Origin of the sequence: Marinobacterium nitratireducens (assembly GCF_014645375.1) — a bacterium.
In the GTDB taxonomy this organism is placed as follows: Bacteria; Pseudomonadota; Gammaproteobacteria; order Pseudomonadales; family Balneatricaceae; genus Marinobacterium_A; species Marinobacterium_A nitratireducens.
Genome location: NZ_BMLT01000007.1, coordinates 178,402 through 202,329, shown reverse-complemented (window position 1 = coordinate 202,329; position 23,928 = coordinate 178,402). Strand labels below are relative to the sequence as shown.

21 protein-coding genes are annotated in these 23,928 nt (G+C 61.0%); 11 read left to right on the top strand and 10 right to left on the bottom strand.

The annotated features are described in order from the left end of the window. Window positions 1-72 precede the first annotated feature (72 nt). Window positions 73-810 carry a GntR family transcriptional regulator gene (locus IEX85_RS14975; RefSeq protein ID WP_188861414.1) on the top strand — a complete coding sequence of 246 codons (738 nt, stop codon included), beginning with the start codon at window positions 73-75 and terminating at the stop codon, window positions 808-810. Here IEX85_RS14975 and IEX85_RS14970 read toward each other — a convergent pair. The 8 genes from IEX85_RS14970 to IEX85_RS14935 form a co-directional block, all read right to left on the bottom strand. After that, entirely contained in the window at window positions 789-2,261 is a 1,473-nt protein-coding gene (locus tag IEX85_RS14970; protein ID WP_188861413.1) for an inorganic phosphate transporter, read from the bottom strand. The genes IEX85_RS14975 and IEX85_RS14970 overlap by 22 nt on opposite strands. A gap of 11 nt (window positions 2,262-2,272) precedes the next feature. Then, the gene (locus tag IEX85_RS14965) at window positions 2,273-2,932 is read right to left on the bottom strand and encodes a DUF47 domain-containing protein (RefSeq protein WP_188861412.1); all 660 of its coding nucleotides are present in this window, start codon (window positions 2,930-2,932) and stop codon (window positions 2,273-2,275) included. 116 nt (window positions 2,933-3,048) lie between these two features. Then, a complete protein-coding gene (hisN, locus tag IEX85_RS14960; protein ID WP_188861411.1) occupies window positions 3,049-3,852 on the bottom strand; it encodes a histidinol-phosphatase in 804 nt (267 codons plus the stop codon). Window positions 3,853-3,895: 43 nt separating this feature from the next. Further along, on the bottom strand, window positions 3,896-4,762 hold the full coding sequence (locus tag IEX85_RS14955) for an ABC transporter permease (RefSeq protein WP_188861410.1): 867 nt from the start codon (window positions 4,760-4,762) through the stop codon (window positions 3,896-3,898). A 1-nt stretch (window position 4,763) separates the two neighbouring features. Then, the gene (locus IEX85_RS14950; protein ID WP_188861409.1) at window positions 4,764-5,696 is read right to left on the bottom strand and encodes an ABC transporter permease; all 933 of its coding nucleotides are present in this window, start codon (window positions 5,694-5,696) and stop codon (window positions 4,764-4,766) included. After that, window positions 5,696-6,718 (bottom strand): ABC transporter ATP-binding protein, encoded by a 1,023-nt coding sequence (locus IEX85_RS14945; protein WP_229721949.1) that lies wholly within the window; start codon window positions 6,716-6,718, stop codon window positions 5,696-5,698. The genes IEX85_RS14950 and IEX85_RS14945 overlap by 1 nt, the downstream gene beginning before the upstream one ends. Next, on the bottom strand, window positions 6,715-7,707 hold the full coding sequence (locus IEX85_RS14940; RefSeq protein WP_188861408.1) for an ABC transporter ATP-binding protein: 993 nt from the start codon (window positions 7,705-7,707) through the stop codon (window positions 6,715-6,717). The genes IEX85_RS14945 and IEX85_RS14940 overlap by 4 nt, the downstream gene beginning before the upstream one ends. A gap of 62 nt (window positions 7,708-7,769) precedes the next feature. Further along, on the bottom strand, window positions 7,770-9,317 hold the full coding sequence (locus tag IEX85_RS14935; RefSeq protein ID WP_188861407.1) for an ABC transporter substrate-binding protein: 1,548 nt from the start codon (window positions 9,315-9,317) through the stop codon (window positions 7,770-7,772). 207 nt (window positions 9,318-9,524) lie between these two features. Between IEX85_RS14935 and IEX85_RS14930 the strand changes: the two genes are divergently transcribed. The 4 genes from IEX85_RS14930 to IEX85_RS14915 all read left to right on the top strand — a co-directional run bounded on the left by IEX85_RS14930 (window position 9,525) and on the right by IEX85_RS14915 (window position 13,229). Then, a complete protein-coding gene (locus IEX85_RS14930) occupies window positions 9,525-10,235 on the top strand; it encodes a GntR family transcriptional regulator (protein WP_188861406.1) in 711 nt (236 codons plus the stop codon). Beyond that, complete coding sequence (locus tag IEX85_RS14925) at window positions 10,232-11,260, top strand: sugar phosphate isomerase/epimerase family protein (RefSeq protein WP_188861405.1); 1,029 nt, start codon at window positions 10,232-10,234, stop codon at window positions 11,258-11,260. The genes IEX85_RS14930 and IEX85_RS14925 overlap by 4 nt, the downstream gene beginning before the upstream one ends. Window positions 11,261-11,523: 263 nt before the next feature. After that, window positions 11,524-11,736: a hypothetical protein gene (locus IEX85_RS14920; protein ID WP_188861404.1), complete on the top strand. Its 213-nt coding sequence runs from the start codon at window positions 11,524-11,526 to the stop codon at window positions 11,734-11,736. A 2-nt stretch (window positions 11,737-11,738) separates the two neighbouring features. Beyond that, on the top strand, window positions 11,739-13,229 hold the full coding sequence (locus IEX85_RS14915) for a purine-cytosine permease family protein (protein WP_188861403.1): 1,491 nt from the start codon (window positions 11,739-11,741) through the stop codon (window positions 13,227-13,229). 158 nt (window positions 13,230-13,387) lie between these two features. Here IEX85_RS14915 and IEX85_RS14910 read toward each other — a convergent pair whose 3' ends face one another. After that, window positions 13,388-14,311 carry a LysR family transcriptional regulator gene (locus IEX85_RS14910; RefSeq protein WP_188861402.1) on the bottom strand — a complete coding sequence of 308 codons (924 nt, stop codon included), beginning with the start codon at window positions 14,309-14,311 and terminating at the stop codon, window positions 13,388-13,390. 278 nt (window positions 14,312-14,589) lie between these two features. Next, window positions 14,590-16,275, bottom strand: coding sequence for a choline dehydrogenase (gene betA / locus IEX85_RS14905; RefSeq protein ID WP_188861401.1), 1,686 nt, complete (start codon window positions 16,273-16,275; stop codon window positions 14,590-14,592). Window positions 16,276-16,626: 351 nt separating this feature from the next. Here betA and IEX85_RS14900 point away from each other — a divergent pair, with 351 nt between their 5' ends. From IEX85_RS14900 to IEX85_RS14875, 6 genes are all read left to right on the top strand, one after another. Then, window positions 16,627-18,138 carry an aldehyde dehydrogenase family protein gene (locus tag IEX85_RS14900; protein WP_188861400.1) on the top strand — a complete coding sequence of 504 codons (1,512 nt, stop codon included), beginning with the start codon at window positions 16,627-16,629 and terminating at the stop codon, window positions 18,136-18,138. 61 nt (window positions 18,139-18,199) lie between these two features. Continuing rightward, window positions 18,200-19,168 carry an agmatinase gene (locus IEX85_RS14895; protein WP_188861399.1) on the top strand — a complete coding sequence of 323 codons (969 nt, stop codon included), beginning with the start codon at window positions 18,200-18,202 and terminating at the stop codon, window positions 19,166-19,168. Between the two features lie 545 nt (window positions 19,169-19,713). After that, complete coding sequence (locus tag IEX85_RS14890; RefSeq protein ID WP_373290917.1) at window positions 19,714-19,986, top strand: GNAT family N-acetyltransferase; 273 nt, start codon at window positions 19,714-19,716, stop codon at window positions 19,984-19,986. A 108-nt stretch (window positions 19,987-20,094) separates the two neighbouring features. Continuing rightward, a complete protein-coding gene (locus IEX85_RS14885; protein ID WP_188861398.1) occupies window positions 20,095-20,583 on the top strand; it encodes a cyclic nucleotide-binding domain-containing protein in 489 nt (162 codons plus the stop codon). 322 nt (window positions 20,584-20,905) lie between these two features. Next, window positions 20,906-21,886: a tripartite tricarboxylate transporter substrate binding protein gene (locus tag IEX85_RS14880; protein ID WP_188861397.1), complete on the top strand. Its 981-nt coding sequence runs from the start codon at window positions 20,906-20,908 to the stop codon at window positions 21,884-21,886. Between the two features lie 15 nt (window positions 21,887-21,901). After that, window positions 21,902-23,917 carry a tripartite tricarboxylate transporter permease gene (locus IEX85_RS14875; RefSeq protein ID WP_188861396.1) on the top strand — a complete coding sequence of 672 codons (2,016 nt, stop codon included), beginning with the start codon at window positions 21,902-21,904 and terminating at the stop codon, window positions 23,915-23,917. The last annotated feature ends 11 nt before the right edge of the window (window positions 23,918-23,928 follow it).

Below are 23,928 nucleotides of genomic sequence, written 5' to 3'. Positions count from 1 at the left end.
GTTTTAAGCCACGTGCCGTCGGCGATCCGACGCCCGTGGGGCAACCAAAGGGATGCAGGGGAAATACACAGGATGTCGACGACGGCCGCAGTCACTTCAGCCAGTCTGGCCCGGCAGGCTTTACAGCAGGCATTGCAGGAACCACGCTGGAAGGCCGGCGAAAAGTTGCCGCCCGAAAGAGAGCTTTGCGAAAGCCTGGGGGTCAAGCGGATGTCGCTGCGCCAGGCGTTGCTGTCGCTTGAAAACGAGGGGGCGATCTTTCGCATCGACCGCAAGGGCTGGTTTGTCGCCCAGTCCCGCTTCATTTACGATCCCCTCGGTTACGTCAGCTTCCAGAAGGCGTCCCAGGGTCAGGGAGAGGCTAGCTGGGAGGATCTGGAGCAGCACCGGATCGCCTGTGACCCGGAACAGGCGGCGGATTTCGGCATCGAGCCCGGCGCACCGCTGTTCAGGGTATTTGGCTGGGGCGCATTCAATGGCCACCGGATTTTCGTTCACGACGTGCTGATCAACTGCGCGTTGGCGCCCGACTATCCTGAAAAACTGGCAGGAGGCTCTTTTACCGATGTCTGGGAGCAGGAGTTCCATATCCGTCCGCAACTTGCGGATCTGCTGATCCGCCCGGTGCGGCTCGAGGGCAGACCGCAGCAGCTGCTGGGCTGCACAAGCGGCGCGCCCGGGCTTTATATCAAGCGCACCAAGACCGATCATAGCGGGCGGGTGATCCAGATCGACCGGGAGTACTGGCGCTTCGAAGCGCTTGAGCTGCACTTTTCCCTCGGTGCCGCTCAGCGCTCCAGTATCCGGTAGAGGTAGTCGAATTTCTGCTGCAGCTCGCGGTTGAACAACCGGTTGGCCGGCACCTCCCTGTCTTCTCTCGGACGCCAGTCCTCGCTGAGCGACGCCAGCGCATCCCTTATCTGCCAGCGGTACTCGAAACGTTCGCCTGCAAGGGCGGAGAGCGCCTGCCGCTGGCCGGTCGAAAACCAGCTGTCATCGACTGCGTCGGCGTCGAGCTGGTAGTCGCTGCGGTAGCTGAAGTGAAGCAGCGCCTGCCGCTCTGCTTTCTCGAGCGGTTCGCGGCGTTCGGCGCTGGCAATCAATGCTTGGGCCGAGTCGTAACGACGGCCGTCAAGTATTCCAAGCGTGTCGGCATCGAGCCCCTCAGCCCGCAGGCGTTGCATGACCGGTGGTGAGACAACGAACTGCTGCTGGCGGGCCACGCTGAGGTGAAGCAGCTCCTGCAGTACGAAAAGACAGAAGACGCAGATTGTTGCGGCGACCAGGGGAGTCGCCACCCAGCCGCATCCGATGCGGCCGATCAGTCGCCAGTTCACGGCATGGCCTCCCTTCAACAGACCTATGCCGACCATGGCCCCGACGATGGCCTGGGTGCTGCTGACGGGGACCAGCGGAATCGGCGGCAACTCCCAATCGATCAGCTGCCGCTCCAGCGACCGGGAGGAAAACAGAAACAGCACCAGCGAATGTGAAATAACGGCCACCCAGGCGGAAACCGGGGACACCTGGAGCAGCCGGTTACCGACCGTTTGCATCACCCGGCTGGAATAGGTGTAGACGCCGACCGCAATGGCCAGCGCGCCGAGCAGGAACAGTTGCTGGGTGGCACTGAAGCGCCAGCCGGCCACGGCAATATCCTGCAGGGGCGAGACGGTGGTGAACACGCCCATGACGTTGGAGATGTTGTTCGCACCCAGGGTATAGGCACCGAACGCACCGGTCAGTATCAGCGCCAGCCGGGTCAGGGCGTCCTGGGTCAGTAGATGGGGGCGTAAACGACGCAAACTCCATTCGACGGCTTTCGAGAGCGTCATCGCCAGCAGTGCCGCGAGCACGGGGCAGAACACCCAGGTGGCAAGGATCGTCAGCAGCGTATCGGCATCCGTGTACGCGCCGGTGAAGCAGTTCCAGCCGACAATGGCACCGACGATGGCCTGGGTGGTCGAGGCGGTCATTCCGGCGCGGACCAGGAGAAATACGGCGAGCGCTGCGGCCAAGGCAGTCGCGAAGGCGCCTGCAATCTCGTTCACAGCACCCAGCGAACCGAGTGTGCGGGCGGCGCCGGCGCCATCGACGACGGCGCCGAGCACCACGAACACCGAACAGAGCAGCGCCGCGGTCGAGAAGCGCAGCATGCGCGAGCCGACAGCCGTGCCAAAGATATTGGCGGCATCGTTGGCCCCCAGCGACCAGCCGAGAAACAGTCCGCTGGACACGAAGAACAGAAAACTCAGGTCCATGCCGTCATTCCTCAGATGCGCCGTTTGATGGCATAGATCGAAAGCCGGTCGCTGATGTCCTCGGCAGTGTTGGCCAGCATGTCGATGCGTTCGACGAAGTAGCGCAGGTGAATCTTGCGGGATACATCCAGCTCGGACGCGAAGATCCGCCTCAGCAATGCGGTGCTCAGCTTGTCGGCCTCGGTTTCGAGTAACTGTACCCGGCAGTTGTTATCGCGTACCGCCCTGATGTCGCGGAAGAAGGCGCGGGCGGAGGCGATCAGCACCTCGACGCAGTCGCAGACGGTGTCCAGCAACCGGGCGAGGTCCGGCAGGGTGGGCAACGGGAACTGCGGCTGTTCGATATGGAATTTGAACAGCGCTGCCTCGTAGAGATTGAGCAGTACGTCGACATCCTCCAGCAGTGACATGACGTCGGCACGGAGGTCCGGTATCAGGGTATGGACGTAAATTTCGGTTTCGATCTCACGTCGAAGCTGGTCATTTTCGCTCTCCAACGCCTCCACGCGCGCCAGCTTTTCCTCGAACTCGACGCAGACGCCGTGTTCCATATATAGCTTCATCGCCTGGCGGAACAGGAGTCCCGCCAGTACGACACGGTCGAAAAAGCTGTCGATATTGTCTTCTACCCGGCTGGTCCGATTGAACAGAGTAGGCAGTTTGAATTTCATTGATATGTCCTGTTGTCACAGAGGGCTCCGGTCGTTCGAACGGGAGCCCTGTACCTCGGCCGTTGATGGCTTTCGGCTAAACCTGCCGGTGTTTATGCTGGCCGGGATATCCCGGGTCAGGCGTCGAGTGACGCAACCGTCGTCGTTTCGGCCTGCAGCACCGAAAGCGCCTGACGGTGCAGGGTCGCTGAAGCGGATGCCAGCAGGCTGCCGTCCCAGTTCGGGCCGCCGACCGCCTGACCGTGCCAGTCGCTGATACAGCCGCCGGCTTCCTCGATGACCGTCACCATCGCCATGACGTCGTAGACCTTCAGACCTGCCTCGACGAGCAGGTCGATGTGACCGCTGGCGAGCAGTCCCGCGAGGTAGCAGTCGCCTCCGAAGCGACGGAGCTTCACCCGCCGGGCCAGGTCGTTGAAACGTTGCAGCTGGGAGGGGCTGAAGGGGTCCGGCTCGGTGCTGTAGAGAATGGCCTCCCGTAACTCGGAGACGCCCGAGGTCCGGCAGATCTGTCCGTTGCAGCGGGTGCCCTGACCGCGCTGCGCCAGCCAGCGCTCGTCCGAGAAGGGTATGTCGATCAGGCCCATGAGCGGCCGGTCGTCGTGCTGCAGGCTGATCAGGGTGCCGAAGGTGGGCATACCCGAGATAAAGCTTTTGGTGCCGTCGATGGGGTCGATCACCCAGGTGAAGTCGCTGCCCCGCTGTTGCTGGCCATGTTCCTCGCCAATGATGTTGTGGTGCGGGAAGTGGTTCAACAGCAGCTCCCGCAGGGCCGCTTCGGTATCGCGGTCCGCGATGGTGACGGGACTGGTGTCCGCCTTGTCCTGCACCTGGATACGGGTGCGGAAGTAGGGCTTGAGGATGGCGCGAGCGCGGTCGGCCATCCGGTTGGCCAGATCGGCCGGAGACAGGGTCGTCATTGTGCTTGGTTCTCTCGTAGGGGATATCGGGGGATGTATTTGCCTAGCGGCTGGTCGGGTCAAGTTTGTCCCTCACCCAGTCGCCCAGCAGCGCAAAGGCGAGAGTCGTGAAGAAGATCACCAGCGCCGGTATGGAGGCGAGCCACCAGGCGGTCAAAAGATAATCGCGACCGAAGCCGACCATGTTGCCGAGGCTGGTCATGGGCGGCTGGATGCCGAGGCCGAGGAAACTCAGCGATGTTTCCAGCATGATGGTCTGGGGGAAGTTGAGCGTCATATTGACGATCAGGGCGTTGGCAATATTGGGCAGAATGTGGCGGCTGTAGATGCGCCACGGCGAGGCGCCCAGGGTGCGTACGGCGACAGCGTAACCTTGCCGCACCGACGATAGCGCCAGCCCGCGGCTGATACGGGCGTAGCGCTCCCAGCCGAAAATACCCATCAGAAGAACGAACAGCACCAGGCTGTTGCTGAAGAAGGCCACCACCGCCAGTGCCAGGATCATGAACGGGATCGAGGCCTGGTAGTCGATGGCGATCATCACCAGGTCGTCCACCCAGCCGCGGAAATGGGCGGCCAGCAGCCCCAGAAGGGTGCCGAGCAGGGCACCGATCAGGGTACCGATCAGGGCGACCAGCAGGCTGATCTGGATGGAGGTGACCAGTCGGCTCAGGACATCGCGACCCAGATGGTCAGTGCCGAACGGGTGGTGCCAGTTGCCGCCTTCAAGCCATGCGGGCGGCTGCAGCCGGGCGCGCAGGTCGATACCCTGGTAATCGAAAGGCACCCAGAGATCGCCACTGACCGCAACCAGCAGCATCAGGGCAAGCCATCCAAGCGACAGCCAGATCAGCAGCGGCAGGCGGAGCCTGGACTTAAGGGGCGGGGCGGTTACCGTCATAGTCGTCATCTCAGTCTCCTGTTCTCAGGCTGCCGACGCGGGGGTCGAGCCATCCATACATCAGGTCGATCAGCAGGTTGGTGAAAACCATCGAGCAGGCAATCAGCATGACGATGATCTGCACCACGGCCAGGTCGCGGTTGGCCACGGAGCTGACCAGCAGCCGTCCGAGTCCCGGCCAGGCGAAAAGGCTTTCGGTTACCACGCCACCGGCGACCAGGGTGCCGACGAAGAAGCCCACCAGGGTGATCAGCGGTATGGCGGCGTTGGGCAGCGCGTGGCGGCGCACGGCCTGGTGCCAGCGCAGGCCCTTGGCCCTGGCCGTGCGCATGTAGGGTTGGTGCAGCACTTCGAGCATGGCGGAGCGCGTGAAGCGGGCGAATATGGCGGCCTCGGCCACGGTCATGGTCAGGACCGGCATCACGAGGTGCTGCCAGGTGCCGCTGCCGCTGGAGGGTAACAACTGCCACGTAACCGAAAACAGCAGGATCAGGAAAATGCCGAGTACGAAGTTGGGCAGGCTGAAGCCGGCCACCGATACCAGCATGGTGAACCGGTCGATCCAGCTGTTATGGTGCAGCGCCGCATAGATACCGGCGGGAATCCCGATCAACAGGGTCAGTACGCCGGTAACGCCCATCAGCAGCAGCGTCTTCGGCAGGCGTTCGAGAACGGCTTCCATGGCGCCCCTTTCCTCGAAGTACGAGTAGCCAAAATCCCCTTGCACAGCGTTGGCGAGAAACTGCAGATACTGCTGCCAGATCGGCCTGTTCAGGCCCCACTGATCACGGAAGGCTTCGATTGCGGCGGCGTCCGCATCCAGACCCAGCACGTAGACGGCGGGATCGCCGGAGAGCCGCAGCACCACAAATACGGTGGTGACGATGAGCAATACAGTCAGGAATGAACGGGCGAGTTTCTGCATGATGTACAGAGCATTCATCAGGACACCTCCCGAAGGTCAAGGCGGGCCTCAAAGCAGGCCACCGCCTGGCCCGTGCCATCGTCGGTCAGTGCCGGTGTGTCCTGGCGACAACGGTCGGAGGCCATGGCGCAGCGGGGGTGGAAAGCACAGCCATCCGGCGGCTGGGCCGGACTGGGAGGCTCGCCGGTAAGGACGATACGGGCGTGAGGGGAGGCCTGCGCCGTGTGAGGGATTGCCGAAACCAGCGCCTGGGTATAGGGATGGCGCGGCGTCGAAAACAGCTGACGGGCGGGACCTGTTTCAACGATCCGGCCGAGATACATCACCGCGACCCGGTCACAGAGGTGATGCACGACGGACAGGTCGTGGCTGATGAACAGCAACGTCAGGCCAAGTTCGCGCCTCAGGCTTTGCAGCAAGTTGACGATCTGGGCCTGGATCGAAACATCGAGCGCCGAGATCGGCTCGTCGCATATCAGCAACTCCGGTTGCAGTATAAGCGCCCGCGCCAGCACCACACGTTGTCGCTGGCCGCCGCTGAGCTCATGCGGGTACTTGCCGTGCTGTCCCGGCTGCAGGCCGACACTCTGCAACAGCTCGGCGGCAAGGCGGCGACGGGTCGCCGGGGCGTGCAGCTGGTGGATACAGAGGGGCTCGATCACCTGGTCCAGCACCCTCATGCGTGGGTCCAGCGCACCCAGCGGGTCCTGGAATACGTACTGCAGTTTCCGGCGTAGCGGCTTCCAGGCGCTGTCATCCAGGCCGAGCAGCTCCTGGTCGCGTAACCGCACCGAGCCTGCAGAAGCATTGGCCATGTTCAGGATCAGCTTGGCGGTGGTCGACTTGCCGCAGCCGCTCTCGCCGACGATGCCGAAGGCTTCGCCCGGCAGGACATCGAAGCTGACGCCATTGACGGCCTGGATACGTTTCAGGGGACCGAACAGGCGGCTGCGTGTGCCGCCCTTGAAACTGCAGCGCAGGTCGCGAACGCTCAGCAGCGGCGCAGTAGCGGTTTTGGGGGAAGTGCTGATGTTCATCATCGCGTGGCTCGGCTCGACTGGACAGATATGGGATAGAAGCAACTGAACAACTGATCCTGTTCGCCATACTGCGGTGGCGGCGAATCGCTGTAGCATCCGCCTGCGGCGTTGGGGCAGCGCGGTGCGAAGGCGCAGCCATCGCCGATTTGATGGGGCTGCGGCACCAGACCGGGTATCGGTTTAAGGGACCTATCCTGGCTGTCGAGCCGGGGCAGGGAGGCAAGCAGACCCTGGGTATAGGGGTGACGTGGCGAGTCGAACACAGTTGCCACGGGCCCGCTTTCGACGACACGCCCGCAGTACATGACCAGCACCCGATCGCAGGTCTGTGCCACCACCCCGAGGTCGTGGGTCACCAGGATGATCGACATGCCGCGACTGTCCCGAATGGTGCGCAACAACTCGATGATCTGCGCCTGTACCGTGACATCCAGCGCCGTCGTCGGCTCGTCGGCGATCAGCAGGCGAGGGTTGCCGGCCAGCATCATGGCGATCACCACACGCTGGCATAGTCCGCCCGAAAGCTGGTGCGGATAAGCCTTCAGGCGCTGCTCCGGTGCAGGCACGCCGACATCGCGAAGCAGGGCGATGGCGCGTGCCGCCAGCTCGCGGCGCCCGGGCCGGTCCGCACTGTGGAGGCGGATCGCCTCGAATAGCTGCTTGCCAATCGTCTGTACCGGGTTCAGTGCACTCATCGGGTCCTGGAATATCATCGCCAGTTCCCGGCCGCGTAGCCGGCTCATGCAGACATCGTCCTGCACGGACAATGGTTTTCCATCCCAGCGAACCTCGCCACTGAGGTGTGCATGTTCGTCCAGCAGGCCCATCGCCGCCATGCAGGTGACGCTCTTGCCGCTGCCGCTTTCCCCCACCAGGCCGACGATCTCGCCGCGCCCAATACTGAAGTCGACGCCTCTGACAACCGGGGCCCGGGACTGCTCAAGGGCAAAAGCGACGTGCAGGTCCCGGGTTTCCAAAAGAGCTTGCATCCGAAACTCCTGTTCGTGGTTGAGGGGCGGGTGATACCCGCCCGTTTAACGGGAGAGGCCTGTCAGCCCTTGAATCGCAGCATCCGGCTGCTCAGGTCCATGTAGGGGGTGTCACTGGGAATCCATTCCAGGCTGGTCCGGACGCCGTAGAACATCGGCAGGGTATGCAGGTAGGTGCCCGGCGGGTCCAGACGCTCATAGATGTCGAGTATCTGACGCGCGGCTTCGACGCGCTTGGCCTTGTCGCTGCTCTTGAGTTGCTCACCCCAGTTATTGAAGGCTTCGCTCTGGTAGGTGTGGTTGCGCTGGAACCAGCCGTCGGGGCCATAGAGGCGGTAGATCTGACCGAGTGGATCGGGGTACTCGGCGTTGTTGGACCAGTTGAAGATACCCCGGCCTTCGGGAGCGTCCTCGATCTGGGCCCAGTTCTCCTTCAGTTCGAGCTTGACGTTGATGCCGACCTGTCGCCACATGTCGGCGAGGATCTCGGCGGTGCTGACTTCGCCGGTATAGTAGTCCTGCAGGTATCGGTAGGAGATTTCCTCGCCCTTGTAGCCGGCCTCTTTCAGCAGCTGGCGGGCCTTGTCCGGGTCGTAGCCGATGCTGCGGTGATCCTCGATGTAAAGATCCCCGAAGGCCTTCATCTGCAGCCCGTTCGGTACGCTGGCACGACCGTCATAAAGAGCGTCGGCGATCAGTTGACGGTCGATGGCGTAGCTCAGGGCCTGCCGAATTTTCGGATCTTTCAGCTGCGGGTGACTTTCATCGTAGATCACCACCCGGATGCTCTGCACCGGGCCGCCGGCGATGGCGGTATCGGGATCGTCCTGCAGCAGGCTGAACTGATCCGGCGTCAACTCGGTGGCGATCTGGTATTCACCGGTCTTCAAACCGGCGATGCGCGCCGAGGTTTCCGGTACTTCCTTGAAGGTCACGCTTTTCGCCGGCGGCGTGCCGCCCCAATAGCCGTCGAAGGCCTCGAGCTTGATGTAGTCACCGTACTTGACCTCGGCCAGGCGGTAGGGGCCGGTACCGACGGGGTGCTTGAGCCAGTTTTCCCAGCTCCCGGCCGCCTCGAAGGCGTCCTTGCAGACCATTTCGCTCATCCAGTTGGCGAAACGCAGCTCGAGCAGTGGGTCGTCCTCCTTGAAGCGGATGTGCACGGTGTGACTGTCGACCACCTCGACCTGCTCCAGTTCTCCGAAGTACTGGCTTCCAATGCCCCATCCGGGCGCCTGTTCTCCGAGAAAACGCTTGGGTCCCAGGCTGTATGCGACGTCTTCGGCATCGAAGGGCTCGCCGTTATGGCACTGCACACCCGCGCGGAGTTTAAGCGCCAGGGTGCGTCCGTCGAGCCGTTGCCAGCTTTCGGCGAGTCCCGGCTTGAGCGCGCCGTCGTTCTGGCTGTCGGTGTAGATCAATGTCTCGAGAACATTCTTCATGACGCGCGCGTTGACGTTGCTGTTCTCCGCCATCGGATCAAGGCGCACGGGGTTCTTCGCGACCGCGACGGTCAGGTCGGGACGCGCGTCAGCCAGTGCGGATCCGGCAAAAGTGCCGAGCAGCATGCTGGCGAGGAGGGGGGGAAGCCTGCGAGAGACTGAATTCATCTGTCATTTCTCCGGTTGTTATGGGGCTGCAGGTCGTGAATCCGATACCGTCTGATGAGCGCCGGTAACCGGATTGGTCTAAACCATAGCACCTGTTTTGGTTTAAACCAATATGTTTGGTTTAAACCATATTGGTTGCTATTATGGTTTAAACCAAAAGTGTTGCATTAGTGTTAACGGCAGGGAAATCTGGGTATGGGAGCAGAGATGACAATGACGTCGGCCGGCAGCGCCCGACTGGCGTTGCAGAGTGCGTTACGTCAGCGGCGCTGGCAGGCCGGTGAGAAACTGCCGCCGGAGCGGGAGCTGTGCGAGAGCCTCGGGGTCAAACGGATGTCGTTGCGTCAGGCGTTGCTGGCGCTGGAAAACGAGGGGGCTGTTTTCCGTCTTGACCGGCGCGGCTGGTTCGTCGCTCAGCCGCGCTACGTTTACGACCCGCTCAGTCACGTCGGGTTCGAGCGCGCCGCCCGGGTCCAGGGTGAGGCCAGCTGGCAGGATCTGGAGCAGGAGATCATCATCGCCGATACCAATCAGGCGTCGGACTTCGGCATCGCGCCGGGCAGTCCGCTGCTGAGGGTGTTTGGCTGGGGGGCGCTCAACGGCCACCGCATCTTCGTACATGATGTCCTCATCAACGGGCTGCTGGCGCCGGACTATCTGGCCAGGCTCGATGGTCGCTCCTTTACCGAGGTCTGGGAGCAGGAGTTCGGCATCCAGCCGCGACTGGCGAACCTGATGGTGCGCCCCGTCCGTCTCGAGGGCGTAGCGCAACAGCTTCTGGGGTGCACCAACGGTGCTCCCGGTCTCTATATCAAGCGCACCCGGACCGACGCCGAGGGGCGAACGTTACAGATCGACCGCGAATTCTGGCGCTTCGAGGGGCTGGAACTGCAGCTTTCCCTGGAGAATATCAAATGAAGTCCATCCTGAATCAAACCTGGCCCGAGTTGTCGCCCGCGCAGGCGCGACGGCTGATCGAGCGTAGCCAGCGGATCCCGCTCTATGCCCATGCCTATGCCTTTCACCTCAATTTCCGCAGCAATCGGATCGCGATCGAAGACCTGCTTGGTTTTGCCAGGGATCACCGGCTCAGGGGCATCAAGATCCATCTCGATGATGGCGAGGCGCAGAGTCTCCGGCACTGCGATGACGCCCGCTTGCAGGTGTTGCATTCGCTGGCGCAGCAGTATGGCCTCGAGATCCACCTCGAGGTGAGCGCCACCGATCGGGCCGAACTTGAGACGGCCGTCAGAGTCGGCCGTGCGCTGGCGGCGACCTCGATCCGCTGTTATCCGCGGTACGCAGGGCGGGTTTCGGAAATCATCGACTGGACGATTCACGATCTGCGTCGGCTGAAGGAGCTGGACCCGCACGGGCAGTTCCGTTTTACGCTGGAACAGCACGAAGATCTCAGGGGCGAGGAGCTGGTGCGCATCGTCGAGGCAGTCGGCAATCCGAGGCTCGGGCTGCTGTTTGATTTCGCCAATATGCTCAACGCCCGGGAGCGACCGCTCGACGCGCTGGCGGCGATGGGGCCCTGGATAAGCGATGTGCATATCAAGGATGCGCAACTCGTTACGGAGCGCAACGGCTGGGGACACAGGGCCTGCCGCAGCGGCCAGGGGGAACTTCCGATGGCACTGTTGCTGATGGAGCTCCTGCTGCTCGGCGACGAACAACCCCAGGTGGTGGCCTACGGTCTGGAGGAGGAGGTCGATTACTACGCGCCGCCGTTGCGTTTTGCGGACGAGCCGGCTGATCCCTTCATCCCCTGGCGTGACGTCAGCGAAACCGAGATGCCGGAACCGGGCGAGCTCGAGCATCGACTGGCGCAGGAGCGCCAGGACGCCCGGGGTCAGCTGCACCATGTGCAGGGGCTTATGGCGCGGCTGCGTCGTTACGCCGAAGGCTTCCTGGCTGAACCTCGTACAGAATCCCCATGAGGCGATATATTCTCTGGATCACCGCCGACCCACGGGAGCGGTCTGCGGCGGATCCGGCGCTACGCAGCTTCGAAGGCGTACCCTCTGGGGTACTCGCGACCGGACGTTTTAAGCCTTGGTTTTTATCAAAGTATGTATTGATACGGTGATATTGTTCAATGAAAACCCCTTTTCCATACTGCTGAAAGGAGGGCGCAGACGCTCTTTTGATTACCCAAAGCGTATTGCGTCCGGACCGAAAACAATAAAAGCCGGAGTCTTCAATGGAAAAGAACAACAGCGACAGTCTGGTTTACGACGCGTCCAGACAGGACCCGGGCGACGACGCGGCCCGGGACCTCGAGCGACGCCTACGCCACTACGAGACGCTTGAAGCGCGAGGTCCGCTCGAAGGCGCTCTCGGCGTCGGCGACTACAGTGCCATGGTCCTGCTGACCCTCGGTCTGGTGGTTACTTTTTATCTCTGGGGGTATTGAGCATGGCATCGATCGACAAAGCTGACCTGAGACTGGCTGCGGAGCGTGGCGATGCGCCGCTTCTGCCCGCCGAGCGCATGTGGGGTTTCTGGGAGTTCACCTACGCCAACTCGGCTCTGGCAATCGCGACCTGGGCCTTCCTGATCGGCGGTGCCACCGCGTTGTTCGTCGGAGTAAAGGCCGGAATCGCCGCCATCGTGATCGGCAATATTCTCGGTGTGCTGATCATGGCACTGTCCAGCTGCATCGCCGCCGGCAAATACGGCACCGAGCAGTTCACCTTCCTGCGCAGCCAGTTCGGCGTCAACGGCAGTCGACTGGTTTACCTGCTGGCGGTGGTGTTCCTGACGATGGGATGGCTCGCGGTGCTGGGGTTGATGTTCGGACGCTCGATCGACAGCCTGACGGGGCTCGTCACCGAGCGGGCGGCGGAGCCCCAGGGCATGCTGGTCTACCTGGCGGCCTTTTTCGCCATCGTGCTGACTGCCTTTATCGTCGCCAGGGGACCGACGTCGATCAAGGTATTCAACACCATCATCGCGCCGACGCTGGTACTGATCATGGGCGTCATGCTGTATCTGATCTTCAGCAACAGTTCCTGGTCGGAGCTGATGGCGCTGCCGGCCATCGATGAACCCTTCGAGGACAAGCACCTGAATTTCATGATCGCGGTCGAGGTGAACATGGCCGCCGGCTTCTCCTGGTGGCCCTATATCGGCAACCTGGCGCGGCTGAGCAAGAACGAGCGCACGGCCTTCTGGCCCAATATCGTCGGTGTCTTCGGCGCGGCGGTCTTGGGCGAAATCGTTGGCCTGCTGGCCGCCGCCAGGTTCGGCGACAGTGACCCTACCGTGTGGATGATGCAGATTGGCGGCTTCACCTTCGGGATCATCGCACTCGGCTTTATCGCCTTCGCAAACGTTACCAGCATGGCCAATATTCTCTATACCTCCATCGTCGGATTGCGGCAGGTAGTCGGGGAGCGTCTTCGGCATATCAGCTGGGAGCTCCTGGTGGTGCTGTTCTGTATCGCACCGGTGGTGATCGTGTTCACGGTGCCAGGCATTTACGACGGCTTCTTTATCTTCCTGGTCTGGACCTCGGCCCTGAACAGCGCTCTGGCGGGGATCGGCATCGCGGATTACTTCCTGCTGCGGCGTCAGCGGGTCAGCCTGCGTGCGGTCTTCACCGATGAGCGGCTTTCGCCTTTCCGTTACTGGGCGGGCTTCAACCCGGTCGCGCTGGTGGCGCTGGTGGTTGGCTTCGCCACCTATGTGCTCATCTTCAATCCGCAGACGCTGGAGAACAGCACCCCGTTTGCCTACCTGTCCGCATCGTTGCCGTCCTGCGTTCTGGCTGGAATTGTCCATATCGCCGGTACCCGACTGTTCGCGACACGATTCGGCTGGGGAGATTATCCTCGGAGCACGAAGGGCTGCGCTTACGAAGGCGGGATGGCACCTGAACTCGGGCCCGTTGCCGCGAAAGACTGAATAACGTTCTTAACCCGCCAAAACGGCCGCCTTCAACAAAGGCGGCCGTTTTTTTCGGCTGGACAAACCGCATCGTGCAGCCGCCACGAACCGGTCTGACGCCGCGGTCATTTACGCCGGCGCGGCACTCCCTGGAGGAAATGCGTCAGCATACCCCGTCAGGCCTCCGGCTCCATCTGCTGCTGCAGGCACTGCGCGAACGCCTGGGCGGCGCGGTTGCGCTCGCTCTTGCGGTGGGCGAGGTAGAACTGTTCGTCGTACGCAAGCCGTTCCTGGAGAAGCGGGCGCATCAGACCTGATTGCACCCAGTTCTCAGCGAAGTGTGACGGCAGATATCCCAGGTAGCTGCCGGACAGGATCATCAGTGCGATGCTTTCCATATGGGACGCGGTGGCGCGGTGGTTCAGCTCAAGGTCCTGCGGCGGTTGCCAGTCGCGCATGTAGGTGCGTCCGGCATAGGCGGACTGCGCGATCAGGCTGGCGTCGATTTCCTCCCCCTTCATGCTGAAGAAGGGGTGGTCTGCGCCGCAGAAAAGCACCTGCTGCTCGCGAAAGGTCGGGATGAAATGGACCGAGCTGTGCAGCCGGGACATCGGTGACAGTATGACGTGGTAGTGCTCCTCCATCAGCCCCTGCAGCAGCTCCTGGGGTGACGAGACGTCGATGTGCAGCTTCACTTCCGGTGCCAGTCGCGCGAATTCGCCAATGCCGCGATGCAGGTTGATCGACTGGTTGCTGGCGATGGCATCGACGATACCGAAGTGGACCTCCCCGATCAGTTGCCCCCGGGTACTGCCAATGGTGCCACGAAAGTTTTCCACCGCCCGGAACAGGCTCTGCGAAGCCTCGAACACGATTTGCCCTTCGTCGGTCAGGTGAAAGCCCTTGCGTCCGCGTTCGCAAAGCCGCATACCCAACCGGTCCTCGAGCTGGCCGATCTGGATGCTGATGGTGGACTGGGAAACGCCCAACTCGTCCTGCGCCGCGGCGAAGCCCTTGTTATGCACGACGGCGTGGAAGACCCGCAACAGGCGCAGGTCGAAGTCGGCGATATTCGGCAGGCTGTGGTGTCGGGCGGTCATATACTTTCTCTCATATCAAACTAATCATCATTACCGCATTACCGCATTACCGCATTACCGCATTACCGCATTATCGCTCAGGGGTATGCAGTACGTCACGGTAACCGGTCCTTTCTCTAACCCGCAGGTTCCCGACTTCGTACCGGGATTCTTCGGATTCCTGCAATGAAAAAGGGCCGATAAGCTGGCTTATCGGCCCTTTTTCACTCCTCAGGTCCTTACTATCGTCCGGCAGCAGAACCCGTCTAACCGCTACCCATGCAGAAGAGCCGGCCCCGTCAGACGTCCACCTTGCGTGCCGGTACACGGGGGCGCTGTTGCGTTTCCCAGCCGTCCACCAGGCCGACCTCGACGTTGGCGGGGGGCAACGGCCGGCGGCCACGGACCAGGTCCGCGGCACGTTCGGCCAGCATGATGGTCGGGGCATTGAGATTGCCGTTGGTTTCGCTGGGGAACACCGAGGAATCGATCACGCGCAGGCCGGCGATGCCGCGCACGCGCAGTTCCGAATCCACCACCGCCATCTCGTCCTCGCCCATGCGGCAGGTGCCGCAGGGGTGGTAGGTACTTTCGAGGTTATCGCGCACGAAAGCGTCAATCTCGTCGTCGGTACGCACGTCCGGCCCCGGCGCGATTTCGCCATCGACGTAGGGGTCCATTGCCGGCTGGCCGATGATTTCCCGCGTCAGGCGCACGCATCTGCGAAACCCTTCACGATCCTCTTCCCGTTCCAGGTAGTTGAACTGGATTGCCGGATGGGTTTCAGGGTCGGGCGAAACGACTCGCACGTGGCCGCGACTCTTCGGCTTGTTCGGCCCGGTCAGCACCATGAAGCCGTGCCCCTTGATCGGGGCGTGACCGTCGTAGCGCATTGCGGCGGGCAGGAAGTGGAACTGCACATCCGGCCACTTGAGCCCGGCTTCGGAGCGGATGAAACCGCAGGACTCGAAATGATTGGTGGCGCCAAGTCCGTTCTTGAACAGCATCCAGCGCGCGCCGATCAGCGCCTTGCTGAGCAGGTCCATTTTGTTGTTCAGCGTGATCGGTTGCTTGCACCTGAACTGGATGTAGATCTCGGCGTGATCCTGCAGGTTCTCGCCAACGCCGGGCAGTTCGTGCCGCTGGACAATACCGGCATCGCGCAGTACCCGGGTGGGTCCGATGCCCGACAGCTGCAGCAGATGCGGCGAGCCGATCGGGCCGCCCGACAGCAGTACCTCACGATTGCACAGGACCTTGAGAGTCTGGCCGCCGCGGGCGTACTCGACGCCGGTGGCGCGCTTGCCGTCCAGCAGGATCCGGCGCGTCGTCGCGTGGGTGATGACGGTCAGGTTCGGGCGTTTCATCGCCGGGCGCAGGTAGGCGTTGGCGGTCGACCAGCGCACGCCGTTCTTCACCGTCATGTGCATCGGGCCGAAGCCCTCCTGCATCTGGCCATTGCAGTCGTCGGTGCGGATGTAGCCGGCCTCTTCGCCGGCATCGACGAAGGCGCGGTACAGGGGGTTGGCCATATTGTTGCCGTTGTTGGTGTGCAGCGGGCCGTTATCCCCGCGGTAGTCGTCGCCGCCGTGGGCGAAGGTTTCGGCCTTGCGGAAGTAGGGCAGGCAGTTCTGATAGCCCCAGCCCCGGGCGCCCAACTCCTCCCATTCGTCGAAATCGCAGGCGTGGCCACGGATGTAGACCAGGCCGTTGATCGACGAGGACCCGCCCAGCACCTTGCCGCGCGGACAGTGCACGCGACGCCCGTCCAGGTGCGGCTCCGGCACCGTTTCGTAGCGCCAGTTGTACTTGGTGGTGTTCATCGGCATCGAAAAGGCGGTCGGCATCTGGATGATAACGCTCCTGTCGCTGCCGCCGGACTCCAGCAGCAGGACCGAGACGGAGGGGTCTTCGGTAAGCCGGTTGGCCAGTACACAGCCTGCAGAGCCCGCGCCAATGATGATGTAGTCGTACCGATCGGTCATGTTCGAAACCCCATGGTTCTGCTTATTAGGAGGGACCTTCCATCCGGGCCGCGTGGTTGTAGCAGGATCCCGATCACAGTCCGTTCAGGAGTCCTATTTTTCGCCAACACGTGTCATTGATAAATCAAAATGTATCAATCATTAGGTTTATAAATATCCATGCAATAGTGCGCCAATGCCTTCTCGGAGCCTGGCTTTAATGGCCGTTCGATCCGCCCTTTATGCTCATATTTTTATCAATGTATGAATTGATAGATATATATTTTTAAACGTAATTCGCTTTTCCATACTGACCTCTACAGGTTCTCGGGCAGCATCCTGTCCACCCAACCGCAATGAAAAGAGGCAAAGATGGACACAACCGTAAAGGCATATCTCGACCGTTATCAGGTTTCACAGGCGACCCTGGACTTCCTCGACCGGCAGCCGCGCATGTTTATAGGCGGCGATTGGGTGGCGTCCAGCGACGGTGCCGTCAGCGAGTCGATCGAACCCTCGACCGGTGGAGTGCTGGCGCTGATTCCCGAAGGCACCGCCGAGGATCTGGATCGCGCCGTGGCCGCCGCCCGTCACCAGTTCGACGAAGGGGCCTGGAGCCGACTCAAGCCGTTGGAACGCGAGCGTCTGCTGCATCGCCTGGCGGATCTGCTGGAGGCGAACGCAGATCAGCTCGCCGAGATCGAATCGATCGACATGGGCAAGTCGGTGGCGCAGGCTCGCGACGTCGATATCCAGGGCACCATCGATACTTTCCGTTATTTCGCCGGCTGGGCCTCCAAAATACAGGGCCGCAGCGCCGAGCCTGCGTCTCTTCCCGGCAGCTATGTTGCCTATACGCGCAAGGAAGCGGTCGGCGTGGTCGGCTCGATCATTCCCTGGAACTTCCCGCTGCAGACCATGGCGTGGAAGCTCGGTGCCGCGCTGGCGGTGGGGTGCACGGTGGTGGTCAAGCCGGCGGAGCTGACGTCGCTGAGCACCCTGCGGTTTGCCGAGCTGGTGCAGGAAGCCGGCATTCCGGACGGTGTGGTGAACATCGTCACCGGACGCGGCTCGGTGATCGGCGCCGCCATGTCCTGCCATTCGGGCATCGACAAGATCACCTTCACCGGATCGACACCGGTGGGACAGACCGTGGGCCGGGCGGCGCTCGACGATATGAAGCGCGTGACGCTGGAACTCGGCGGCAAGTCGCCGGTACTGGTGTTCGACGATGTCGATATCGAGGCGACAGCCGAAGCCGTCGCCCAGGGGATCTTCTTCAACTCCGGACAGGTATGCGACGCCGGTTCCCGCCTGTACGTGCACGAGTCGATCTACGACCGTTTCCTTGAAGCGCTGGCGGACTATGCCCGTGGTCTCAAGGTCGCGCCGGGGCTCGATCCCGACTGCTTTATCAGCCCGATGGTCTCGGCGAAGCAGCAGGACAGCGTGCTCGGCTATATCGAGGCCGGCAAACAGGAGGGCGCGCGCCTGGTGTGCGGCGGTCAGGCGCCGGAGGGCCCCGGCTTCTTCGTCGAGCCGACGTTGTTCGCCGACTGCCGGAATGACATGAAGATCGTGCAGGAGGAGATCTTCGGGCCGGTACTGGTCAGCCAGGCGTTCGGCAGCGAAGCGGAAGCGGTGGCGCTGGCGAACGACTCCATCTACGGCCTGGCGGCGGCGATTTACTCGAACGATCTCAACCGGGTACACCGGCTGATTCCGCAGTTGAAAGCGGGGTCTGTCTACGTCAATGCCCACAGCACCATCGACCCGGCAATGCCGTTTGGCGGTTACAAACAGTCCGGTGTCGGTCGCGACCTGGGCCCCGAGCAGCTGGACAGCCTGCTGGAAACCAAGTCGGTCTGGATCACGCTGGGCTGATACGACTTTCGAATGAGCGCGCCGGTCGCACAGGCCGGCCCGTAATCGGGGATTAAGAACGATGAGTGAAAATGCATACGAAAAGGGCCGACTGAACCTGCCGTTCGTCGGTTTCTGCACCTTTGCCAAGAGCAGAACCTGTGAAGACTGGGACAGCATCAAGGCCGATGTGGCATTCATGGGCGCGCCCTTTGACTGCGGCACCCAGTGGCGCTCGGGCGCCCGCATGGGGCCGCGCTCGATCCGCGAGGCCTCGACGCTGTTCTCCTTCGGCCACAGCGGCGCCTACTCCTACGAAGACGATGTCATGTACCTCGAGGGTGTCGACATCGTCGATATCGGTGACGCCGACATGGTACACACCAATACCGAGAAGAGTCATGCCAACATCGAGTACGGCGTTCGCAAGATGCTCGACGCCGGCGCACTGCCGGTGGTCGTCGGCGGCGACCACTCGGTCAACGCACCCTGCATCCGCGCCTTCGAGGGCCGTGGGCCGATCCATATCATCCAGATCGACGCGCACCTGGACTTCGTCGACGAGCGCCACGGCGTTCGCTTCGGCCACGGCAACCCCATCCGTCGTGCCTCGGAACAGGATCACATCACCGGCATGACGCAGCTCGGCATCCGCAACGTCTCGTCCTCGAACCGCGCCGACCACAAGGCAGCGGAAGCGGCCGGCTCCACCATCCTGTCGGTGCGCGACGTGCGCCGCCTGGGCACCGAGGGCGTGCTGGAGCTGATCCCGAAGGGAGTCAACTACTACATCACCATCGACATCGACGGCTTCGACCCGTCGATCGCGCCGGGTACCGGCACGCCGAGTCACGGTGGTTTCCAGTACTACGAAGTGATGGAGATTCTGCAGGGCGTGGCGCTGGCGGGTGACGTGGTTGGCATCGATCTGTGCGAGGTCGCGCCGGACTATGACCGGACCGGCAGTACCAGCATCCTGGCCGCGCAGGTGCTGATGAACCTGATCGGCTACGTCTTCCACGGCCGTCAGCTGCGTCAGCAGCCGAGATAGCGTCTCGACGTATCCGGGCGACTGACCTGAAAGCAGGCGCCCGGAACGGGCGTGAGCTGATCCTTGTCACAGGGGCCCTGCGAATCGTGGATAGGTTAGCAGCGTAGGATTGTACGCCGTAAACAGTGCCATTGAGACTGGATCTACAATTCGGAAATTCTGTTCATCACCGGCTTTACCAGTCTCAAAAACGCTACTGAGCGGATTGCACAGACGCCTATTTGTGCTGACACCCATTCGTGACGAACGTACAATAATCCCGCTTTCAAAATAAGCAATTTAACATAATGTAGGTTATGCGCATATAAGTTATTGATTTATATGTGTTTTATGATTGCGCGTGATGTTCGGTCAACGCTTGCAGGCGGCTTTCAATCTGGGGGCTCCAAGCCCCATCAAGCACGACCGGTCCGCTCCACTCCTCGTAGTCCAGGACTCCCAGCGGTCGTTTTTCGGAAGGCGACTGCACGGAAATTCAGAAACCTACAGCACTACGATGGTGGGCAGATTTAACAAAACTGCCTAGCCTTGCTTGCAAGTACACAGTGGAGCACGAGGTGTATGTGCATAAGGAGCATCGTGGCCACGAATTCGGCCGGGCGATGGTGCAACAACTGATCGCTGTAGCCTGGCAGAACGACGTGCACGCAGTGCTCGGTGGCTTTGATGCGGTAAACGCCGGGTGCATCGCGCTGCATGACCAACTTGGCTTCAAGCACGTGCGTACACTGCCCGGGGGCGGCTTCAAGTTTGGACGCTGGCTTGACCCGGCCTTCTGTCAGTTACTGCTGTACACCCCGGCCCATTCTGTCGATTGATAACCCATTAAAGATGCTCTCTTGCCTCGAGACTATACTTTTTCGACGAAAGGCTTTCATTCAGGTAGATGCTAACAATGAGGGCGTCTATCGAAACGGGGCAAGACCGTGCGCACAGATGAATTGGCTTTGATATTGCAGCGCACCCCATACGAATCCTTGCATGAGATGTCGGCATTCGGGGCGCTTCCGGACACCTTTATCGAGAAAGTCCTGCAGTTTGGTGAGCTTGTGCATCTCGAAAAGGGCGAACTGCTGTTTCGCAAGGGGGAGCGGCCAGAGTCCTTTTTCATCGTACTGTCGGGCGATATTACGATCTACGATGATACGGATGCTGGGCGGCATAACATACGAACTACGGACATAGGCGAAAGCCTCGGGTTTCCGGCGATGATCGCTCTTCGCCCAAGAATGTTCAGTAGCGTGGCAAATTGCGACTGTCTCGTGTTGCGAATCACAAGTCAGCACTTTGCTGAACTGTACGAATGGAACCTTCCGCAGTTTGCGATATTTTACATGAACCTATCGCGGGACATGAGTCGGTTTTTACGCAACTGCGCTGGAGTATCCGACGAAAACGACGCGGTTTCAGACTGATCCGTCACCGGATCCTACCCTTTACAACACGCACTCCGGCTCGTAGCAAGGCTTCCAGCCAACTCGCCGGCCTGTGATCCAGCGGTCTGCCATCTTAGAGAGTCTGACCCTTGCACGTGTGCTCGAACAGCCCCCTGCGCCACTGAAAATCCGTGCCTAGGAGCGACGCCACTACAACCCAAATCCGGGCGGTGGACATGGGATCAAAACGTAGTCGTGATTTTAGTTCAATTCTGTAGTGATCCAGAGTTAATGGTTCAGCAGAGGTTCTAGGGTACAAAGTAACGGCGAACAACAACTACAACCCCGCGAGGTGATCGAAGTGTTCTCCAATAACCTGAAAAAAGTCATCGCGTCCATCGCCGCTACTGCCGCACTTACTGTGACACCGTTCACGAACTCCGCATCCGCTGATGACTATCCCAGCAAACCGGTCAATTACATCATTCCATTCAATGCCGGTGGCGAGTCCGACCTCTCCGCCCGTTTCCAGCAGGCATCATTTGAGAAAATTGCCGGCGTACCCACCGTCATTCAGTACATGGCAGGTGCCGGCGGCGCAGTTGCCTGGTCCCAACTGAACGGCATGCCTAACGATGGCTACACCATCATGGGCATCAACATTCCGCATACCATTCTGCAACCGCTGCAAAAAGACGTCGGTTACCAAACTGATGACCTGACCCCGGTCCACTATTTCCATTACACGCCCGATGCGATCTTCGTCCCCGTCGACAGTCGATTCACTAACCTGAACGATCTGATCGAGTACGCCAAGCAAAACCCGGCCATGGTGACCTTCAGCGGCTCCGGCTCCAACTCCTCCAACAATATCGCCCAGGTGCGGCTCGATGAGATGGCCGGCATTACCACGACGTACATTCCGTTCAGTGGTACCGGTCCTGCCATTACCGCCGTTCTCGGCAGCCAGGTGATGGCGGGGTTCAACTATGCCACCTCCGGCTCCAACTACGGTGACAAGTTGCGCATGCTGGCGGTCGCATCCGACGAGCGCCTGCCGGCCTTCCCTGAGGTTCCCACCTTCAAGGAACTGGGCTTCGACCTGGTTGGCGGCGCCTACCGTGGTGTGGCCGTGCCGGCATCGACCCCGGAAGCGATCAAACGACAAGTGTCGGATATCGTATCGAACATCAACGCCGATCCTGAGTTCAAGAAGAAGATGGAAGAAGGCGGCTTCGTGCTCACCGATATCACCTACGACAAGATGGACGAGTTCATTGCAGCGAAGAAAAAGGAATACGGCGCTGCCGCTGAAAAACTCGGCATCGTAGCGAAGAAGTAAGGGAGCGGCCCTAGTATGGAACTCCTGTCGTATCTTCTTGAGGCCCTGACGCCGATCAACCTGCTGCTGGCGCTTGCCGGCGTTGTGGCCGGGACCATCATCGGTTCCATGCCGGGCCTCTCTGCAACCATGGCGGTGGCGGTACTGGTACCGTTCACCTATACGATGGCACCGGCGTCCGGCCTCATAATGCTGGGCGCCATCTATACCGGAGCGATCTATGGCGGTGCCTTTGCCGCCATCCTGGTGAACACGCCCGGCACACCGTCCGCCATAGCAACCACCTTTGACGGCTTTCCGATGGCCAAGCGGGGAGAGGGCGCCCTCGCCATCACCCTGGCAACGGTGGCCTCAGTCGTCGGTGGATTGGTCGGCGGCATCAGTCTTCTGTTGCTTGCCCCGCCTCTGGCGGAAGTGGCGCTGGCGTTCGGGCCTGCCGAGTACTTCTGGTTGGCAATTTTCGGCCTGACACTGATTTCGGCGCTGTCGGTCGGCAACACCATCAAGGGGCTGATTGGCGCCTGCATCGGTCTGCTGCTGTCTGTCGTCGGTGTCGCGGTTGTCGGTGGTGATATCCGTTATACCTTTGACAGCCAAGCGCTGCTGGGTGGAATCGATATCACCTCGGCGATCATCGGGCTCTACTGCATTCCCGTGCTGATTGATCTGGTTGCCACCAAGGACCCGCATATCACGATGCAATCGGTGGACCAGCGCTCGCACCTGAGAGAAGCCTTCCGTTTTGCGCTGGGCAGAAAACTCAATATGCTGCGCAGCTCGGTCATCGGCACTATCGTAGGCATTCTGCCTGGCGCAGGTGGCTCGATCGCTGGTCTAGTTGCCTATACCGAAGCCCGCCGGGCATCGCGTCACCCTGAGCGTTTTGGCAAAGGGGAACCTGACGGCTTGATTGCCACCGAATCGGCGAACAACGCCACCGTTGGCGGCGGCTTTATTCCGACGCTGGTTCTGGGGATTCCCGGTACCCCGCCCGACGCGATTATTCTCGGCGCGCTGCTGGTACAGGGTATCAAGATCGGACCGACCCTTTTCACCGCCCAGGGCGATGTCGTTTACACCTTTATCTATGGTCTACTGATCGCAACTCTGTTGATGCTGCCGGCGGGGCTGTTGCTGGGACGCTATGCCTTCAAGTCGATCTCCAAGACACCGAAGACGCTGCTGGTCCCCACGGTTGCGTTCCTGACCGTCATCGGCAGCTTTGCGATCCATAGCAATGCTCACGATACGCTGATGATGTGCATTCTCGGTGTGGCGGCCTGGATCCTGAACCGCTTCGGCTTTGCGCCCTCTCCCATCGTGTTGGGACTGGTGCTCGGTCAGATCGCGGAACAGGGCTTTGTGCAGACATACCTGATCGGCAATGCTCAGGGCGCGATCTTCGACACCTTCTTTGGACGGCCGATCAGCCTGGGCATCATCATCTGTGCGGCATTGGCGCTGTTCTACCCACTCATCGCTGAACACCTCAAGCGTCGTAAGGACCGCAAGGAGAAGGGTGCAATTGATGTGCTGACCGAGGCCAAGCAGGCGAATACCAGTTGCCGTTCTTCCGCAGCTATCGGCTTCGCCGCACTGTTTATCGCGACCGGTGTCGGGGCTTACGTGGAAACGCAGGATATGTCAGCGATGGGAGCCGTGTTCCCGGGTACGATCGCCGTGATAATGGTCGTGCTGGCGGTAATTCTGGCGTTCCAGCAGCTCCGGCTCCCGCGCGGACAAAAGGTGTCAGTCGAAGGTCACGAGCTCGATGCGCCAAGGGAATCGAATATCCGTCGAATTTTGGCTGTGGTGGTCTTAGGCGCCTGGGCTGTCCTGTTGCCGGTCCTCGGCTTCTGTGTCTCCAGTCTGTTGGCCTTCATTGCGTTGACAGCCAATGCCACGTTCGAGCGGCCCAGCAAAAAAGAGATCGTTGTCAATCTGCTCAGCGCAGTCGTGATCGTCGGTGGCTTCTACCTTCTGATGACGGAAGTGCTGCTTATCAGGATGCCGGAGAGCCTTTTCTTCTAAGCATTTCGGGA

Excerpts from the sequence above, each read along its gene's own strand:
- IEX85_RS14945 (WP_229721949.1), bottom strand. The coding sequence starts at position 6,718 with ATGATGAACATCAGCACTTCCCCCAAAACCGCTACTGCGCCGCTGCTG.
- IEX85_RS14940 (WP_188861408.1), bottom strand. The coding sequence starts at position 7,707 with ATGCAAGCTCTTTTGGAAACCCGGGACCTGCACGTCGCTTTTGCCCTT.
- IEX85_RS14975 (WP_188861414.1), top strand. The coding sequence starts at position 73 with ATGTCGACGACGGCCGCAGTCACTTCAGCCAGTCTGGCCCGGCAGGCT.
- IEX85_RS14935 (WP_188861407.1), bottom strand. The coding sequence starts at position 9,317 with ATGAATTCAGTCTCTCGCAGGCTTCCCCCCCTCCTCGCCAGCATGCTG.
- IEX85_RS14900 (WP_188861400.1), top strand. The coding sequence starts at position 16,627 with ATGGACACAACCGTAAAGGCATATCTCGACCGTTATCAGGTTTCACAG.
- IEX85_RS14895 (WP_188861399.1), top strand. The coding sequence starts at position 18,200 with ATGAGTGAAAATGCATACGAAAAGGGCCGACTGAACCTGCCGTTCGTC.
- IEX85_RS14875 (WP_188861396.1), top strand. The coding sequence starts at position 21,902 with ATGGAACTCCTGTCGTATCTTCTTGAGGCCCTGACGCCGATCAACCTG.
- betA (WP_188861401.1), bottom strand. The coding sequence starts at position 16,275 with ATGACCGATCGGTACGACTACATCATCATTGGCGCGGGCTCTGCAGGC.
- IEX85_RS14970 (WP_188861413.1), bottom strand. The coding sequence starts at position 2,261 with ATGGACCTGAGTTTTCTGTTCTTCGTGTCCAGCGGACTGTTTCTCGGC.
- IEX85_RS14965 (WP_188861412.1), bottom strand. The coding sequence starts at position 2,932 with ATGAAATTCAAACTGCCTACTCTGTTCAATCGGACCAGCCGGGTAGAA.
- IEX85_RS14950 (WP_188861409.1), bottom strand. The coding sequence starts at position 5,696 with ATGAATGCTCTGTACATCATGCAGAAACTCGCCCGTTCATTCCTGACT.
- IEX85_RS14915 (WP_188861403.1), top strand. The coding sequence starts at position 11,739 with ATGGCATCGATCGACAAAGCTGACCTGAGACTGGCTGCGGAGCGTGGC.
- IEX85_RS14920 (WP_188861404.1), top strand. The coding sequence starts at position 11,524 with ATGGAAAAGAACAACAGCGACAGTCTGGTTTACGACGCGTCCAGACAG.
- IEX85_RS14930 (WP_188861406.1), top strand. The coding sequence starts at position 9,525 with ATGACAATGACGTCGGCCGGCAGCGCCCGACTGGCGTTGCAGAGTGCG.
- IEX85_RS14910 (WP_188861402.1), bottom strand. The coding sequence starts at position 14,311 with ATGACCGCCCGACACCACAGCCTGCCGAATATCGCCGACTTCGACCTG.
- IEX85_RS14955 (WP_188861410.1), bottom strand. The coding sequence starts at position 4,762 with ATGACGACTATGACGGTAACCGCCCCGCCCCTTAAGTCCAGGCTCCGC.
- IEX85_RS14925 (WP_188861405.1), top strand. The coding sequence starts at position 10,232 with ATGAAGTCCATCCTGAATCAAACCTGGCCCGAGTTGTCGCCCGCGCAG.
- hisN (WP_188861411.1), bottom strand. The coding sequence starts at position 3,852 with ATGACGACCCTGTCTCCGGCCGATCTGGCCAACCGGATGGCCGACCGC.